The sequence below is a fragment of the Neobacillus cucumis genome (genome assembly GCF_016908975.1).
In the GTDB taxonomy this organism is placed as follows: domain Bacteria; phylum Bacillota; class Bacilli; order Bacillales; family Cytobacillaceae; genus Neobacillus; species Neobacillus cucumis.
Map to the genome: position 1 here is coordinate 110,395 of NZ_JAFBEX010000006.1, position 18,688 is coordinate 129,082.

Annotated in this window: 15 protein-coding genes; all 15 read right to left on the reverse strand. The window is 32.9% G+C overall.

Features of this window, described 5'->3' with window-relative positions:
- Positions 1–380 precede the first annotated feature (380 nt).
- The 15 genes from JOC76_RS09525 to JOC76_RS09595 all read right to left on the reverse strand — a co-directional run bounded on the left by JOC76_RS09525 (position 381) and on the right by JOC76_RS09595 (position 18,062).
- A complete protein-coding gene (locus JOC76_RS09525) occupies positions 381–1,418 on the reverse strand; it encodes an SDR family NAD(P)-dependent oxidoreductase (RefSeq protein ID WP_205177369.1) in 1,038 nt (345 codons plus the stop codon).
- On the reverse strand, positions 1,402–2,823 hold the full coding sequence (locus JOC76_RS09530; protein ID WP_205177370.1) for a UDP-glucose dehydrogenase family protein: 1,422 nt from the start codon (positions 2,821–2,823) through the stop codon (positions 1,402–1,404). The genes JOC76_RS09525 and JOC76_RS09530 overlap by 17 nt, the downstream gene beginning before the upstream one ends.
- Before the next feature lie 217 nt (positions 2,824–3,040).
- Positions 3,041–4,735 (reverse strand): phospho-sugar mutase, encoded by a 1,695-nt coding sequence (locus JOC76_RS09535; RefSeq protein ID WP_275591350.1) that lies wholly within the window; start codon positions 4,733–4,735, stop codon positions 3,041–3,043.
- Between the two features lie 113 nt (positions 4,736–4,848).
- The gene (locus JOC76_RS09540) at positions 4,849–6,225 is read right to left on the reverse strand and encodes a sugar phosphate nucleotidyltransferase (RefSeq protein WP_205177372.1); all 1,377 of its coding nucleotides are present in this window, start codon (positions 6,223–6,225) and stop codon (positions 4,849–4,851) included.
- Between the two features lie 10 nt (positions 6,226–6,235).
- Positions 6,236–7,369, reverse strand: a complete 1,134-nt coding sequence (locus tag JOC76_RS09545) for a glycosyltransferase family 4 protein (RefSeq protein WP_205177373.1) — start codon at positions 7,367–7,369, stop codon at positions 6,236–6,238.
- The gene (locus JOC76_RS09550; protein ID WP_205177374.1) at positions 7,366–8,433 is read right to left on the reverse strand and encodes a glycosyltransferase family 4 protein; all 1,068 of its coding nucleotides are present in this window, start codon (positions 8,431–8,433) and stop codon (positions 7,366–7,368) included. Before JOC76_RS09550 ends, JOC76_RS09545 begins: the two co-directional genes overlap by 4 nt.
- A 322-nt stretch (positions 8,434–8,755) precedes the next feature.
- On the reverse strand, positions 8,756–9,940 hold the full coding sequence (locus tag JOC76_RS09555; RefSeq protein ID WP_205177375.1) for a glycosyltransferase family 4 protein: 1,185 nt from the start codon (positions 9,938–9,940) through the stop codon (positions 8,756–8,758).
- A gap of 21 nt (positions 9,941–9,961) precedes the next feature.
- Positions 9,962–11,206 carry an O-antigen ligase family protein gene (locus JOC76_RS09560; protein WP_205177376.1) on the reverse strand — a complete coding sequence of 415 codons (1,245 nt, stop codon included), beginning with the start codon at positions 11,204–11,206 and terminating at the stop codon, positions 9,962–9,964.
- 100 nt (positions 11,207–11,306) lie between these two features.
- Positions 11,307–12,812 (reverse strand): murein biosynthesis integral membrane protein MurJ, encoded by a 1,506-nt coding sequence (murJ, locus tag JOC76_RS09565; protein WP_205177377.1) that lies wholly within the window; start codon positions 12,810–12,812, stop codon positions 11,307–11,309.
- Complete coding sequence (locus JOC76_RS09570; RefSeq protein WP_205177378.1) at positions 12,805–13,695, reverse strand: SGNH/GDSL hydrolase family protein; 891 nt, start codon at positions 13,693–13,695, stop codon at positions 12,805–12,807. Before JOC76_RS09570 ends, murJ begins: the two co-directional genes overlap by 8 nt.
- Positions 13,696–13,882: 187 nt before the next feature.
- Positions 13,883–14,527: a sugar transferase gene (locus JOC76_RS09575; RefSeq protein ID WP_307784709.1), complete on the reverse strand. Its 645-nt coding sequence runs from the start codon at positions 14,525–14,527 to the stop codon at positions 13,883–13,885.
- Positions 14,528–14,582: 55 nt separating this feature from the next.
- Positions 14,583–15,476 carry a UTP--glucose-1-phosphate uridylyltransferase GalU gene (galU, locus tag JOC76_RS09580; protein ID WP_205177380.1) on the reverse strand — a complete coding sequence of 298 codons (894 nt, stop codon included), beginning with the start codon at positions 15,474–15,476 and terminating at the stop codon, positions 14,583–14,585.
- 288 nt (positions 15,477–15,764) lie between these two features.
- Positions 15,765–16,529, reverse strand: coding sequence for a tyrosine-protein phosphatase (locus tag JOC76_RS09585; protein ID WP_205177381.1), 765 nt, complete (start codon positions 16,527–16,529; stop codon positions 15,765–15,767).
- An 86-nt stretch (positions 16,530–16,615) separates the two neighbouring features.
- Positions 16,616–17,323 carry a CpsD/CapB family tyrosine-protein kinase gene (locus JOC76_RS09590; RefSeq protein ID WP_205177382.1) on the reverse strand — a complete coding sequence of 236 codons (708 nt, stop codon included), beginning with the start codon at positions 17,321–17,323 and terminating at the stop codon, positions 16,616–16,618.
- Positions 17,313–18,062 (reverse strand): YveK family protein, encoded by a 750-nt coding sequence (locus tag JOC76_RS09595; protein WP_205177383.1) that lies wholly within the window; start codon positions 18,060–18,062, stop codon positions 17,313–17,315. The genes JOC76_RS09590 and JOC76_RS09595 overlap by 11 nt, the downstream gene beginning before the upstream one ends.
- Between the last annotated feature and the right edge of the window lie 626 nt (positions 18,063–18,688).

The window sequence follows — 18,688 nt, forward strand, 5'->3', positions numbered from 1 at the left end:
TAGTTCTTATATGCCATGATTATGTAAACGCCATTAATTATACAATAATTAATTTTATAATGTATTAAATGCTGATTTTCTACAAGTCTAGAGGTGAATTTCATGGAAGAGCAAGGGGATTTCTTACTTGGTTTACTCTGTGTTACTTATGTGAGTGTTCCCTAATGGGAATTATCTTTTAGTTGAGTGTAAATCTCTATACACTTAATATTAAAATAGTTAAAATACAACTCCTTCTATATATCAAGTGTAAACTACAACTTTGGTAATTTAAGCATTGGAACTCAAACAACTAAGATTACTTTCTTATCTTTATTGCAATTTAAAAGCTGACACAAAAAAATCATCTTTCAAGGAAATTGTGTCAGCCTCTATTATTCCTACTTCACTTTATAATAATCACAATACCAATCGGTAAATTTTTGCAGACCCTCCTCTATTGAGGTCTCAGGTTTAAAACCGACCGCCTGTTGAAGCATTTCTGTAGTAGCATATGTTGCAGGTACATCACCTGGTTTGATTGGTTCAAACACCTTCTCAAACTGTACTTCTCTTCCTAAACTATTACTTAAACATTTTTCTAGTGTTTCAATAAATACCATTAACTTTTCAGGATCATTATTACCAATATTAAAAACCTTATGGGCTACGTTATTCTCTCCAACGGATGGGTTATTGAGTAAACGCTCAATACCTTCTACGATATCGTCAATATAAGTGAAATCGCGATATAGGTCATTTTCAAAGTCGCCGTTATTAAAAATCTTGATTGGTTCACCCGCAAAAAGATTGTTTGCAAATCCAAAGTATGCCATATCCGGACGTCCCATTGGGCCATAAACTGTAAAGAATCGAAGTCCGGTAGCCGGAATCTTATAAAGATGGCTATACGTAAAGGCCATTAATTCATTGGATTTCTTAGTTGATGCATATAAAGAAACAGGATTATCCACAAAATCAGTTTCTGCGAACGGTACCTTTTTGTTAGCTCCATATACAGAACTTGATGATGCATAAACAAGATGGTCCACAGGATAATGCCTGCATGCTTCAAGTATATTATAAAACCCAATAATATTACTTTGAATATATACATCAGGGTTCTCGATAGAATAGCGTACTCCTGCCTGTGCAGCCAAATTTACTACAATATTAGGCTTGTACTCTTTAAAAATATTATTGATTGTTTCCTTATCTGAAATATCTACCTTGATAAAGGTGAACTGTTCAAAGTGTTCTAAGTTCTTCAAACGTGTATATTTTAAATTCACATCATAGTAGTCATTTATGTTATCAATTCCAATAACACGACATCCTTGCTCTAGCAGTTTCTTTGATAGATAGTATCCAATAAAACCCGCTGCTCCCGTAATGAGGTATGTTTTACTCTTATCAAGTTGTTTAAAGTCTTGTCTCACTTACGTTCGTCTCCTTTGCTTTTACCGTAGAAAGTTTTCCAGTGCCCTTCGGTCTTCCAACAGAGTAGTATTCTACTCCTGCTTCTTTCATATACTCAGTACCATATATATTTCTACCATCATATAATAAAGGTGTTCTCATTAATTTCTTATAATCTTCAGGCCGAATAGCTTTTATTTCTCCCCATTCAGTAAAGATAAAGCACACATTGGCTTCCGTTAATGCATCCTCAACATTTTGAACGTACTTGATGCTTCCTTTGCCATTTTTACCTTCTGGAAATTTCCGTTTAAAATTATCTGCCCCTACTGGATCATATGCATAGATTTCAGCACCCTGTTCCAATAATAATGGAATATTTTCAAGTGATGGAGCTTCTCTTAAGTCATCTGTTCCTGGCTTAAATGTTAGGCCAAGCACTGCTACCTTAAGACCATTAAATGTAATTAATCTTTTACTTGCCTTCTTATATAACAGTGTCTTTTGTTCAGTATTAACTTCAATAGCAGCATTCACTGTTTTAAGCTCATATCCATGCTGACCTGCTAGGTAGCTAAGTGCCTTTGTATCCTTTGGAAAACAGCTGCCTCCATAGCCAATACCTGCATTTAGAAACTTACTTCCTATGCGTTCATCAAAACTCATACCTACAGCTACATCTTGGATATCTGCTCCCACTAATTCACATAAGTTTGCTATATCATTCATATAGGATATTTTAAGAGCAAGAAAATCATTTGAAGCATACTTAATCATTTCAGCTGATCTTCTATTGACTGATACAACCGGAATATTAAATGGCTCATAAATTTTCATAAGGATTTCTTCAGCCCACTTACTTTCAGTTCCGATAATAATTCTTGCAGCATGTAAAGTATCACGAACGGCTGTACCCTGTGCTAAAAATTCAGGGTTAGAAGCTACTTCCACTCTAATTTTTTTGCCTAATGCCGAACCATTGCCTGTTACCCCTTCCTCATTATATGGTAAGAAGTCATATATAAATTGCTCCACTTTATCATTTGTTCCAACAGGAACAGTTGATTTAACAACTACTAGGCAATCCTTTTCAATCGTTTCTGCAATTTGTCTAGCAACAGTAGCGATATAAGAAAGATTGGCAGAACCATCTGGAAGTTCTGGCGTCCCTACTCCGATAAAAATGGCATCCGCATCCTTATAGGCTGCTTTATAGTCAGTAGTATAAGTTAATCTTCCTGCAGCATAGTTCTTCTGCATTAACTCCTCTAGTCCAGCCTCATAAATTGGTGAGACTCCTTGCTTCATCAAATTTACTTTATTCTCATCAATATCGACACAGGTCACTTGATGCCCTACTTCAGCAAAACAAACTCCCGCTACTAAACCTACATATCCCGTTCCAGCTACTGCTATTTTGTACATTTGAGCTGCCCCCTATACTTTCTATATTATTTTAATGCTACCATTGTAGCTCTATAAGAAAAACAAAGGTTGTTAAAATTTTAATCTATTTACATCAAAAAAATTTTATTCATAATAACTAATCCAGGAACAAAACTTATTATAGACTAGAAACTGTCTCTAGTACATACAAGCTATAATGGTTGTTTAATCCAATTACAAGGATGAATGTTATTTTTTAATTTATTCCTAGGAGCTGATTCACTTTATTCATAACAGCATTTTGGATTGACAATAACTTTTCCTGGCTGTCTTCCATCGAATTCCCTTTAACTCCAAAATAAAATTTTGCCTTTGGTTCTGTTCCAGATGGACGAAGGCAGAACCAGGATCCATCCGCCAAGTGAAATTTCAATACATTTGATCTAGGTAAATCTATCTGATTTTCAACACCATTAGCATATCTAATAGAGTTTAAATAATCCTCAATAGTGGTTACCTCCACTCCAGCAACTTCAGATATCTTTTCCGCCCTAAAACTATTCATTAACTCTGAAATCTGTTCGGCGCCGTCTTTTCCTTTTAACGTAATGGATTGGAGTTCCTCTTGATAAAAACCGTACTTTTCGAAAATGGCTAACAAACCCTCATATAAGGACATGCCTTTTGACTTATAATAAGCAGCAACTTCTGTAGCAAAGATGGCGGATTGGACAGCGTCTTTATCACGAACAAATTCTCCGATTAAATAACCATAGCTCTCTTCATAGCCAAATAAGAAAGTATTCTCACCGCTCTGTTCAAACTCATTAATTTTTTCACCAATAAATTTGAATCCAGTTAGTGTATCCATAGTTCGTACACCATAATTTTCAGCAATAGCTCGTCCAATTTCAGATGTAACAATTGTTTTAATAACTACACCATTAACCTTAAGGATCCCTTTTTCTTGCTTTTGAGATAATAGATACTCTAGCATTAAGGCACCCATTTGATTACCTGTTAAAACAACATATTCACCTTTTCCATTTTTAACCGCTACACCCAAGCGATCCGCATCAGGATCAGTAGCCATTAAGATATCCGCACCGATTTCTTCCCCATATTTAATGGCCAACTCAAATGCAGCATGTTCTTCCGGATTTGGTGATTTAACAGTAGAAAAGTTAGCATCAGGAAATTCTTGTTCTTTTACAACCGTTAGGTTTTCAAACCCAAATGCCTTTAGACCGGAACTGACTGGTTTATTCCCAGTGCCATGTAGAGGAGAATAAACTATTTTTAAATCCTTTGCCACACATGCAACCATTTCAGGATTTAATTGAAGCTTTTTTAACTGTGCATTATATTCTCGGTCGATTTCTTCACCTATGTAGGTTAATAAACCACTTGATAGAAGCTCCTTCTCTTCTGCTACTTCGACCGTAAGTTCATCTTCTACAGCATTTATATATTGAATAATTATATCTGCTGCCTCAGGAGGAATCTGGCCACCATCCTCGCCATATACCTTAAATCCATTATATTCTGGAGGATTGTGACTTGCGGTTATGACAACACCTGAAAAGGCGCTTAAATACCGCACAGCAAAGGATAGTAAAGGCGTTGGTCGTAGTTCATTGAATAAATAGGACTTAATTCCATGTTTGCCAACCGTTTTAGCTACCTCTAGAGCAAACTCAGGGGATTTATGACGTGAATCATAAGCAATAACAACCCCCCGTTGTTTTGCCGCTTCACCTTGTTGCACAATATACTTTGCGAGACCTTCTGCTGCTCTACGAATCGTATAAATATTTAAGCGATTGATTCCAGGTCCCAGTTCCCCACGCATTCCACCAGTACCAAATTCTAAATGCTTATAAAAACTATCCTCTAAGATTTTCTTACTATTTTCTAATTGTAGTAATTTATTCTTTAATTCTTTATCCATATTATGATATGAATTCCATTTAACAAGATTTTCAAGCCAACTCAATGGTAATGTCCCCTTTTTAAAATATATATTACAAAAATATTGAGGCCTACTTTGTAGGCCTCAATTTATTATTTAGATACTGAATATGCAGCTTCTTCAATTTCATTCCAAGTTAATAGAAGTCGGTGATTATCTTCTTCGACTAATTGAAATCCAGTTTGTACCTCTATAAATTCTAGGTCTGTTACAGCCTTTACTGCATGTTTCATACCAATTGAAATTTCAATTACATCTCCGGGCCTAATTACTTTAAATTCACCGTTTAAATAAAGCACTCCTTCACCCTTAACAATTGTCCAAACTTCTTGACGGTAATTATGATACTGATAACTTAAGTTTTTACCTGCTGAAATATTGATTCGTTTCGTTAATACTTCTGTTTGGTCTTCGTATTTTGTATAATCCAAGACCTTGTACCAGCCCCATCGACGTTCTTCATACATCGGTCTCTGTTCCAAATTACCGATTAATTCTTTAACTCGAGGGCTAGCGTTTTTATCTGTAACTAAAATTCCATCAGGACTCGCTGCAACCAGAATGTTTGATAATCCAAGTACAGAAACAGGGATATCTAATTCATTTATAATATGTGTATTTTCACAATCATTACTTAAATTTGCCTTTCCAAGGATATTCGACCCCATTTCTTCGGTCAAAGTATTCCATGTTCCCAAGTCTTTCCATCCACCATTATATGGAATTGCTATGATTTCTTTTGTTTTCTCTACTACTTCATAATCAAAACTTATCTTCGGTAATAGAGAGTAATTTGCTGATAATTCCTCATAATCAGTAGGTAAACCTTTTTCTTCTAATAAAGATATAACTTTTTCTAATTTAAATGCAAAAACTCCACAATTCCAGAGAGCTTGTTGTTCTAGTAACAATTTTGCCTCTTCTGTTTCGGGTTTTTCTTTAAAGTGGCTAACCCTTACAATATCCTTTGTTGATCGTTCAATATCCGGTACAATATAGCCGTATTTCTCAGATGGAAAAGTGGGCTGAACACCCATTAATGCAAGCTCGGCATTTGATGTTCTTAAAACATCGCCTAAATCAATTAATCTAGCAAAAAATTTATCTTCAACATATGGATCAACTGGCAGCACTCCTACAACTTCATCACGAGCAATGTTTTCAATAGAAAATAAATAGGATGCCGCTAGTGCAATTGCAGGAAAAGTATCTCTTCTTTCAGGCTCAACAATTACAGTAACATCTTTACCGATTTGCCCTTGAATCATTTCTACCTGGTTTTTACTTGTCGCAATTAATGCTGATGAAGTTAATCCTAATTTATCTAACTGGCTCCAAACCCTCTGAACCATCGATTGAAATTCATTATTTTCATTAACAAGTACTTTTAAAAATTGTTTGGATCTTGCATCATTTGATAAAGGCCATAGTCGTTTTCCCGACCCACCAGATAATAGTACTAATCTCAATTTAAACACCTCAGATTCTAAATTTTTTTTTCTCCTCTAATTTCTCATTAACAAAAGATTTTAACTCATTTTTAAATCTTTCAGGTGAAAAGCGAATTGTATTTTCTCTACAATTTAATGGGGATATTAAATATTTATTTTCCTCAAAAATTTGTATTGCGTTAACAATAGATTCAGTAGTTTGTTCGTAGAAAAATAGCCCTGTAGGTTTTTCAGAACTATTAATTCCAAGCACAGTTTCAAGAGCCCCTCCTTTACCATAAGCAATTACAGGAGTTCCACTTGCTTGAGCTTCCACTGGAGTAATACCGAAGTCCTCCTCAGCCGCAAAAACAAATGCCTTAGCCCTTTGCATATAACTTTTTAAAACTTCAAAAGACTGGTAACCTAGTAATTCTACATTATATCCAGCTTTTGACTTAATTTTTTCAAAATCAGGTCCGTCACCTATTACTACTAATTTTTTATCCGGCATCAAACTAAAAGCCTCAACAATTAAGTCAATCTTTTTATATGGAACCATTCTAGAAGCAGTTAAATAAAAGTCTTCCTTTTCTTCTTTCAATGGAAAAGACTGTATGTCTACAGGAGGATAAATCACATGTGAATTTCGGCGATATACTTTCCATATTCTATTACCAATAAAATCTGAGTTGGCCAAAAAATAATCTACTCCATTAGCAGTACGATAATCCCAATTACGAATTTTATGAAGAATAAATTTTGCAAGTATTCCTTTTAACCCTTTTTCAAGCCCAGACTCTTTTAAATATTGATGTTGCAAATCCCATGCATAACGAATAGGCGAATGAACATACGAGATATGAAGTTGATCTGGTCCTGTGATTACCCCTTTCGCTACAGCATGTGAGCTTGATATTATTAAGTTATAACTCGATAAGTCTAGCTGTTCTATAGCCAAAGGCATAAGGGGTAAATATGATCTATACTTTTTTTTCGAAAATGGTAGTTTTTGTATAAAAGTAGTATTTGATTTTTTGCCTTGAATAAACTCTCTATTGTCCCCCAAATGATCTACAACACTAAATATATCAGCTTCAGGGTAAACCTGAAGTATTTGTTCTAATACTTTTTCTGCGCCAGCATATGTTACTAACCAATCATGAATAATTGCAATTTTCATTTTGAAACCTCTTTAATTATCTGTATTAGTTGTTCAACACTATTTTTCCAAGAATACCCTTCAGATTGTAACAATCCATTCATTTTAAACTCTTCCTGAATTTTGGAGTTCTCTAATAGGAAGGTAACTTGTTCAGCTATATTTTTTGGATTATGAGGATTAATATACAATGCAGCATTACCACAAACTTCCGGTATGGAAGTTGTATTTGATACTATAACTGGACATCCGCATGCCATGGCTTCTAGAGGCGGGAGTCCAAAACCTTCATAGAATGAAGGATATACAAAACAAAAAGCATTTTCATATAATGCTTTTAACTCTTCATCTGTTACATATCCTACAAAAATAGCATTTACCTTATTTAAATCAAGTGATTGTTGAAAAACCTTATTATTATCTCCTCCTGCAATAACTAATTTAATATCATTAGGTAAATCTTTAGTAGCATCTATAATAGCTTGGAAATTTTTATTTGGATTCAAACTACTGACAGCTAAAATATACCTATCATTATTTAAATTAAATCTATCTAAAATAGATCTGTCTGATTTTATTCGAATAATCTGCTCTTTACCTTCAGATATAACGCTAATTTTATGATTAGGTATATCTAAAAAATTTATCAGCTCTTTTTTAGAGTACTGAGATACTGTTATAATCTTTTTGGAAAACTTCGCCATCATGAAAAACAGTATTTTATACCACATTCTAAAAGTAAGTGAAAAAGTATTTTTATTTACATAAACCGCTGCATCATGAATAACTGTTAGTTGATTCTTTTTAAATAAAGCCCCTGTGTTACAAAGATTAAGTAATATTTCTCCCCTACTCTTAAACGGTAACACCAACTGTTCCCAAAGATGCCCTTTTAAAAATTTTGATTTAACAAAAGGAATCTTGTGGAATGGATATTCGTGTTCATTAAAATTTTTAGGGATGATTATCCTTATTTTAAGTTGTTCAATTAGGTTTGGATGTTTATCAAGCTCTATCATTAATTCATAAGCAAATCGTTGAACGCCAGTAATTCTTTGAGTTAAAAAACGGCCATTAATGTACATTTTACCATCCTTATTCTTATTGATTAAACTTGCCTCAGAAAACCCATTGTTACTTTGTGATAATTTTTACAATCGAATTTTCGATTATGATTTTAAATTTCAAAGCTTATAAATAAATAACTAATTTTATAGAGTAAAGCAAAAACAGTAGAGGACTTTAAGTCTTAGTTTTAGAATTAGTGAAAAAATTCACTTTTAACAATACTACTGTATAAAATAGTCACCTTTTATCACTTTGTATTAAGATTAATCATCACTATTTAATTTATTTCTCTTAAATTATTAAGAATCATTCATAATATGTGTCTGAAAAACGATGTGATTATTTATTTGTTACTTTTAAATATGTTTGTATATAAGAATTAACTGTTTTATTAATATCAAACTTTGCTAGATAATTAGGTATATTACTTGATAAAGAATTTAGTATATCTGGATTCTCAATAATTTTTTTTACTATATTTTTTAAACTTTCATCTTCATCTGGATTGAAAATATAGCCCGTCTTACCATCAAGAATACATTCTGGAATTCCACCACGATTTGTTCCAATCGCTGGTTTGCCATATGAGTATCCTTCGAGAATTACTCTTGGCAGCGGTTCATTCCATAACGAAGGAGCTATCAAAACATCAATCTCTTCAAGGATTTCATTCGGATCAATATAACCTAAAAACTTAATGTTTGAAGGATATTTTTCCTTTTCTATATTTTCATTAATTTCTTGCTCATACACTTTTCCGGCTAAGTAAAGATCTGCCTCTTGAATCCTTGTAAATGTATCGAGTAAAAGCTTTACACCTTTTGTATAATCTATCCTACCCATATAAAAGAACTTTATTCTTTTACTATAGTCATTATTAGTTTGTTTATACTTAATAATATTAGTACCATTAAATATTCTTGACGATGGAACTTCTTGGAAGTAACCCAATTCCTTGTGCCGATTTACCATAAAATTTGAGTTTCCCACTAAGTAGCTTACGTACCCTTGGCTACTTAGATTTTTTTTATATGAAGTAAATACTTTACATTCTGTACATTGACCACTACAATTTTGATCACCCTTAAACATGGTTGCTTTTGAGCACATTAAGCTAAAATCTCTCAGAGTATGAACTACCGGAATATTATTCCTCTTTGCAACAATCCAAGGAACCATGGAAAATCCAGTCAGATTATTTGAATGGATAACATCAGGTTTTTCATTCAAGATGATGTCATTAATTTTATTTACAAAACGTGGGTTGTAGATATCTATACCATGCCATAATGCTTTCTGAAGTGGGTTTTTATTTTTAGATTCAATGGACCAATATAAATTTCTATGGTTTAAATAATAAACTTTTACTTTATTTATATAGTCTATACCATCCTCTTTAGCAGTGGATACTACCACCGGTTCATGTCCATTCTTTACTAACAATTCTGCAAGTAATTGAACCGACTTTTCGGCTCCACCAATGATATTAGGATAATATAAGGTGTTAAATATTAGAATTTTCATTTTAAGCAACCTCTGCAATTCTTAGTTCTTAGTATGTGGATTAAAGCTCTTTTTTAATTGTGGTATCGCTATAGTCTTTCCACTATTTACGTAAATACCAGCACCTAAGAAAAACCAATACAATAAGTTCAAATTATCCTGGAATATATTTGCAATTCCATTTACTAAAACTATAGAAGTAATAATGTTTTGTATTAGGTCATCTTTATTATTATTTTTAATGAATCCTCTAAAGATATAAACATACACTGAAAAATGAAGTAGCAATCCAATTATTCCACCCTCTACGAGAAGTAGTAAAACTCCACTTTCCGCTTCAGCTGGAAGGTCATAAGTGATATTTCTTGCAATAGACTTAATGGTATCTCCTTTAGCTATATCAGCATAATTACCATAACCAATTCCAAATAATACATTGTGTGAAAAATGACTCATAGCATTCCTTATTATTTCTAATCGGATTATTAATGTGTCAACATATTTTAGATAATCTAAAGGAATCTTATCACTCATGCCAAATATATAATAGAGAATCACATAAAATTGGTTTATAAATTCATTTCCTGTAATAATGAGATACACAAAAATTAATAATAAAACAATTCCATACATAAAGAGTTTCTTTCTAGAATATCCGTTAGTGATAAATAAAATTAGATAAATTGATAAAGGAATTGAAATTAGCAAGGTTTTAATCTGCATAAATAAAATGCATGCAATAATTGAGACAATTAAAATAACTAAATCCTTCAATTTTTTTGAAGTGAAATAAAACCAGAAGCTAGTTGGTAAAACAATTGCATAAAGAACTGTGTAATATTGTTTGTCCATTAATGTATAGCTTCTTAGGTTAACTAAGTCCACTCCTGTACCAAGCAATTTAACCCCTTGGAAAATAATATCTAAGGATAATAGTATTGAAACATACATCAATACTTTACAAACCTTAATTAGCATATCCTTATCTAAAATGTTCAATAAAACAATGATGAAAACATAATAAATTACAAATTTAACGGAGAATATATTAAAATTCGTTGTAAACATCCCGACGAAAATGAATAATATATTTAAGAATACTAGCCAATAAATACCTTTATAATTAATAATTCCCTTTTCTTTTAAAAGCCTAATTAAATAAGCAAAAAAAATGCCGATAACTGGCAATATAGTCAAGGATGAAAGATCTGTTGAATTTGCACTTAGTTTTCCTGCTATTCCACTTAGAGCAGAAAATAATATTGCAATAACTATAAGAACATACAAAATAATTCTCCTCTATTAACTTTTTTCAGGTACATACTTTGAATGTATAGATCGTATTCATTTAACATTAATTTTCGAAGTATGTTCCCTAGTTCTACTACTATTTTTCGAGTCCCAACATACCATTTTTCGGAAAGAACTTACTTACGATTAAGTAGGACAATCCAAACAAACCTATAAAAATTAGACAATTGATTGAAACATTTATATATATATTTTGGATATACGACTTTATCAAATTATTCCCAAGAAATATAAATACACCAATAGTTAAAAGCCATATGATTTCAAATAAACTAAAGGAGAAATTCAAATGTATTTTTACTTTTTTATTTAGTATATACATCAAGAGAAAAACGGTAATAAAAGTAGCAAGAGGAGTAGCAAGAATAATTCCATAAACTCCATAAAGGTTTACAAGTACTATACTTAGGATAATACTAATAACTATACTTATAACACTAAGTCGAGTGGCAATTGCCACTTTTTGTACAGAGAAGAGTATTTTTAGGAGAATATCTTTTAAGATAAGCACGATTAACCCTAAGCTTGCAAATCCAAAGCCCTTTGAAATCGTAACTAACGATTTTGTATCCACATGTCCATTTCCTAATACCAAAAATACAATTTCATGTGCATTTAATATTAAAAATATACTAGCCGGGAAAAGAATCATTATTGTGTATTTAATAATTCCCCCCATATTTTTTTCAAATTCCCCGTTCTTATTATTTAACGCCCAGCTTGTCATTTTTGGATATAGGACTGAGTTAATTAAAGTTAAAATAATAAAAATCACAAGTGTAAATAGTTTATTAACATAAAAGACAATTGTAATGGAACCTGTCTCTAGGTGTGATGCCAACACTCTTTCAGTTACAACTTGCAATTGTGCAAATAAAGTGGATAAAAGAGTTGGAACGCCTAAAATTACAACTTTCTTTAAATAAATTTTTTGTTCACTAAACTTAAACCTATTATATACATTAAGTTTTATGCAATAAATCACTAGCAAGAGAGCCTGTAAAAGCGTTCCTAATACAATAAAAATGGAAACTCCATAAACGCCTAAGTAATCTTTCCCTAAAAATATACCAAGTATAATTAATATGTTATAAGGAATACCTATAAAGTTTCCTATAATTGGTCTATCTAAAACCCTTAACGCAGCTATAAGTATCTGGATAATTCCCTGAAAAATTATCATTGGCATCATTATCTGAGTTAGTACAATGGCTAAGGTCTTTACATTTGATGCAGACCCGGCAGCAACAATATTTATTATAGTATTGTTAAAGATTAAACCAATAAGAGTGACAATAACTAGAACTAAACTAGTGCTCACAGATAAAGCCAAAACAAAACCAGGCAATTTTTCTTTATCTTTTAGTTTAATCTCTTGAATTATTGGTATTAATACAGCAGCAAAGGCTAAATCGATAGTGGAAAACAAGAGCTGTGGAACCACAGATGCTTCTAAGAATGCATCTGTCTTATAAGATACACCAAATACATAGACTATACAAAACTCTCTTATAAATCCCAAAACCTTACTAAGTAATATGACAAGGATAATTATAAAAGAGCTTTTCAGGACCTTATTCATAATTAACCTGCTTCCTCTTTTTATCTACAGGAGTAAATGTTTTAAAGTAGAATATTAAAATTGATAAGGGTATCAACTCAATTATCCTCAAAATATTTTTTATAGACAACAAACCACTTAAAGATTGATTTTTATTATTCGTAGATTGTTTGTAACATTTTTTATTTTTTATATTGTGTCCAAAAACTTCTTTTAGAATTTCACTTGCCACAATTGTATGACCTGTTTCATTCCAGTGCCAACCATCTTTTGTATGAACTTTTTCACTAGCTTCTAATGGAAAATTTAATACATCAATTAACTTAACATTAAGTTCTGTACCAATCTCCTTTATTATTTCATTATAATTTAGAATGTATTGGTTATAATTTTTATTTATATATTCATCGACCTTAGAAAGGGAAACTATTATAATATTTCTTACACCGTTATTTTTCAAGTGTTCAATTATACTCTTGTATTCAGTATAGAATGCTTCATTGCTAGTTTTAAAATCCACACCAAAGGTATAATTCAGAATACCTCTAAGTTTCTGCTTTAAATCAAATGAAAGTTCTGTTAATTTACTTCTATATTTGAGCCTATGCCTTAAATCCTCTTGTATCCATTTATTAAATAGAAATTTATGAGTCTTTTTTGAGATTGAAGGGTAAGATTCAAAATTACCACAGTGTAATATAACATAATCCCAATTGGTTGCATAGAAATCAGGATTAAGCAAATCTGTTACATCTTTAAGTAACACACCAGACTTTGTGTACTTCTCTAACCTTACACCTTCCTTATTATAGCTACTTAATTCATTATAGATAATGGAAGGATATCCATCGTTATCTAATAGTAAAGACTCAGGAAAACTATCTCCTATTACAGCAATATTCAAATATAATCACCCTAAACAAGTAGTTAGCCTTACGCAAAAAATTATTTTCAGATTTAATATAAACTTAAAAAGAAATATCTAATGAAAAACATAATTTCAATTAGTTTATTCATTAGATATTTAAATACTATTTGTTTTATAAAATGTTACGATATGCAAACATAATTATTCAAGAAACTTTCTGAAATTAATAAGCATCTTTCGAGCCAAATAAAATCAACACCGTTTTTATGATAATTTTTAGATCAAAAGAGAACGAACGTTTTTGGATATATTCTAGGTCTAGTTCAACCATTTCCTTAAATCCAACGCTATTCCTTGCTGTTGCTTGCCAGAGACCTGTACAACCAGGTGCTACCATTAGGCGCTGCTTATCATAAGTAGTGTATTCAGCAACTTCCCTTGGTAGAGGAGGCCGAGGACCTACTAAGCTCATATCCCCTCTAAGCACATTGAACAGCTGCGGAAGTTCATCAATACTTGTTTTCCTTATAAACTTCCCTACTTTGGTAATGCGGGGGTCATCTTTCATTTTAAACATGGCACCCGATACTTCGTTATACTTTAATAATTCTTGTAATTTTTCCTCCGCATTAGACACCATCGAACGAAACTTATACATCCTAAATTCTTTCCCATTTAGACCAACTCGTTTTTGAAAGAAAAATACTTTTCCCTTGGGGTCTTCAAGCTTTATTAATATACCGATAACTAAAAATAGAAGACTAAGAATAATAAGTCCACATAAAGCCCCGATAATATCTATTATTCTCTTAGCTATTAAATACCTTTTTCGATTATTCACTTGAACTTTAGTAGTTTGATTATCTATATATGCTACATCTTGATTTGTAAAATCAGGCAACCTGGACACCAACCTTCTCTTTCTATAACTTTATTTTTTCCTTTTCAAAAGTAGAAACGAGATTTTTTAAATAATCAATCATATCATTGTGCAAGTCTTCATGTTGCAAGGCGAACTCAACAGTAGTTTTGACAAAGCCAAATTTTTCACCGACATCATATCTATTTCCTTCAAAATCATAAGCAAAAACTCTTTGAATTTGATTTAGTTTTTGGATGGCATCGGTTAATTGAATTTCACCACCAGCCCCTGTTTCTTGCTGTTCAAGGAACATAAAGATTTCTGGAGTTAATACATACCGTCCCATGATCGCTAGATTGGATGGGGCTGTACCTAATTTTGGCTTTTCTACAAAGTTATTAACTTGATACAATCTTCCATCCTGTGAAGCAGGATCAATAATTCCATATCGATGTGTCTCTTGATCAGGTACTGTTTGGACACCAATCACAGATGAGTAGGTCTCTTCATACTGATTTATTAATTGACGTAAGCACGGTGTCTCGCCTTGAACAATATCATCCCCTAAAAGAACGGCAAAAGGCTCATTCCCAATAAAGTTTCTTGCACACCAAACAGCATGACCAAGCCCTTTAGGTTCCTTCTGACGAATGTAATGGATATCTGCTAGATTAGTAGCAAATTGCACCTTTTCTAATAAATCGAATTTTTTCTTTCCGATGAGGTTTTCTTCTAATTCCATCGCCATATCAAAGTGATCTTCAATGGCACGTTTTCCTTTACCGGTTACAATAATGATATCTTCAATTCCAGATGCTACAGCCTCTTCAACTATGTATTGGATCGTAGGCTTATCAACAATAGGTAACATTTCCTTTGGCATTGCCTTCGTTGCTGGTAAAAATCTAGTTCCAAGACCAGCTGCCGGAATAATAGCTTTTCTAACTTTTTTCAACTCATTTACCCCCATTTATTCTTTGTATATTAAAAAACTCTTCCCCCCGCTAAAGTACTAGAGCAAAAAAATAAATACCTAATGGAATTGCAAGCGGATTCAGGCTTATTCTTTCATTAGATATTTATTAGTTATTATTTTAAAATGGGCATCTAACCCGTCCTCACATCAACCTAATGACGACAAGCGTCTAAGGTCATCTTTTTTGACCCACAGTATGACCGAGTGCCCCCATTGATAACGGACAGGGAAGCCTCACCGTTCAGGTTCGAAACCTGAATAAAGATGTTAAAAAATCTTAAAGAACTTCTTCTTTTTAATTTTTTCCGGTACCTCTTTATAAACATTGTTTCCTTTCAGTACAAGCGCTGCATTATCATCAAACATATAAACTATATCATTACCGTATTTTTCATAAATGAGGTCAAATGCCTCCCTTAGTTTAAATGTACGGTTATGGATATTGTGAGCATCCGAGGCAATAAAATGTGTTAAATTTGCTTCAATTAGCTGCACAGAGAAGTTCTTAATCTTTTTACCAAAGTCCCCACAAATGCTGCTAGCCGTTACCTGTGTTAAGGCTCCGTTTTGCACAAGCTTATAAAGGAGGTCAGGCTGTTCGATAATTTCTTGGTTCCGCTCCGGATGAACGATGATCGGAACTAGACCTTTTACTTGCAGATCATAAAACAACTTCTCCGTGTATCTCGGGACATGACTGGAGGAGAATTCAACCAGTACATAGGGACTGCCATTTACCGGTTGAATCTCTCCCCTCATGTAGTCATCTACCATTTCTCCATAAATTCGGGTTTCTTGACCAGGGAGGATGGTTAAATCAATCTTTTCATCCCGCAATACTTGGTTTAGTTCTTTAACATTTTGTAAGATTCGTTGTTTTGGATTTTCGTAATGATTATTTAAATGATGGGGGGTTGCTACGATGGTCCGGATTCCTTGCTCGACAGCTCTTCGCGCCATTAATATACTTTCCGACACATCTTTTGCTCCATCATCAACACCGGGCAATATGTGACAATGCAAATCAATCATAAGTCACACTCATTTCTACTAAATTCTTACTATCTCATACTAGCACCGTCGAAAGTCCTGGTAAAGGGACGAATTTTGTCGAATGGTTATTTTGTACCATAAGTCCCATAGTAATAGTAATAATCATTATTCTTGATTTCTTTATGGTTTAGCACGACACCTAGAAGCTTGCTTTGTGCGTTCTGTAGCAATTCTTTACTCTTTTTCGCTTGATCGATTTCCGTCTTTTCACTATAAACTACTAAGACCGAACCATCACACTGATTTGCAATGATTTGCGGATCAGCTACAGCCAATAATGGCGGTGTATCAAAAATGACATAGTCAAACATTTCTTTTGCATCCATAATAAACTGTTCCATTGATTTGGAACTTAGTAATTCGGCTGGGTTAGGCGGGATTGGACCACTCGTTAAGATAAACAAGTCATCTTCCTGTGATTTCAATACGGCTTTTTCAAGAGTGGTTTGTTTTGTCAAAACGGTTGTAAAACCATAGATGTTGTTGACTTGGAATGTATGGTGAACCGTTGGCTTACGTAAGTCAGCATCCACCAATAATACCTTCTTACCAAGCTGCGAAAACGTCACAGCTAGATTTGCAGCAGTAGTTGATTTCCCCTCTCCCGGACCAGCAGATGTAACCATCATCGTTCTCATTTCTCCATCAATGGAAGAATACTGAATATTAGTACGGATGGTACGGTATTGTTCCGAAATAGCGTTCTTCGGGGCTACCGCCGTTATTAATTTTCTACTTGAACTGGTTTGCGTCTTTTTCTTCTTAAGAGCCAAGTGTCTCACCTCTTACCGTTGATTTTTTTGTATCTCTGCGCATTTTTAATTCTTCGATTTTTTCATCATCAATGGTTGTAATCACACCTAAGATAGGAAGCTCTAATATCTTTTCAATATCTTGTTCGTTTTTAATGGTGTTATTTAAGTACTCAAGTAAGAAAGCTAGGCCGACGCCCACCATTAAACCAACAACCATCGCAATCACTATGTTTAATAATGGTCGAGGTTTAATTGGAGATGGATTTTCAGATACATCTGCTTTTGCAAGAATGCTGACATTATCCACTTTCATAATTTTCGTGATTTGACGTTTAAATACTTCCGCTGTTTTATTGGCAATTTGAGCAGCCACTTTTGGATCTGGGTCCTGAGCAGACAGGTTAACTACCTGGGAGTTATTTTCACTAGCTACAGTAAGCTTCTCTTTTAACTGAGTAGCAGTCATATTTAAATCGAGTTCTTTCGAAACGATATCTAAAATGGCTGGACTTGTGATGATGACATTATAGGTATTGACTAATTGAAGGTTTGTTTGTACTTCATTGTAGTTGTATAATGCTTGATCACTTTTTGTTTGATTCACAAGAATTTGTGTTGACGCTTGGTAAATCGGGGTTAAGAAAAAGTAGCTGATGATTCCGCTAGCTAATGCAGCGATGATTGTTAGCGACACGATTAACCGTAATCGTTTTTTCAGTGTCCCCAAAAGTTCTTTTAAACTAATCGTCTCTTCCATTTTGTCCTCCTAAAATGCAAAAATAAAAACAAAAAGAATTATAACATAATTTGTCGTAATTTTTCATAATTTGACAAATTTATCACACACTCTTTTTATAAACTTAACAAATGTTTTACACTTTATCTATTAAACAATGAATTGAAAGAAAATGGAAGAGGGAAATTATATATGGATTTAATTCCCATGGTCTTACTAGATAATTTTTGAATTAGCGAAAACGGAGACTACCTTCGAAGTTTGGAAGATTTTCCATAAAATAAAATTATAGGGTTATTATACTTTTAATAATAACGGATGAATTTGTTTCTATGGCTTTTTCCCATGTAATCACTTACATAATTTAATTACATATATAATAGTAGAAACTCGGATAAGGGGTATTAAAATACGCTGCCAGAGATGCCCCAGCAACCCAATTCATTTAATATTATTAGATAACTAATTGTCTTAAATCTGCATCTAAATCTTTAATCTACTTTTCCAATGTGGTTTCGATTTCATTAACACCTTTGTCATATAAGTTTTTCACAATCTGCTAAAGATCAGCCACGTTTTACAATGTTCAAATCTTATAAAATGTTAAGTCTCATATTTGTCATTGTTTCATTTTTCGATTATGTTTT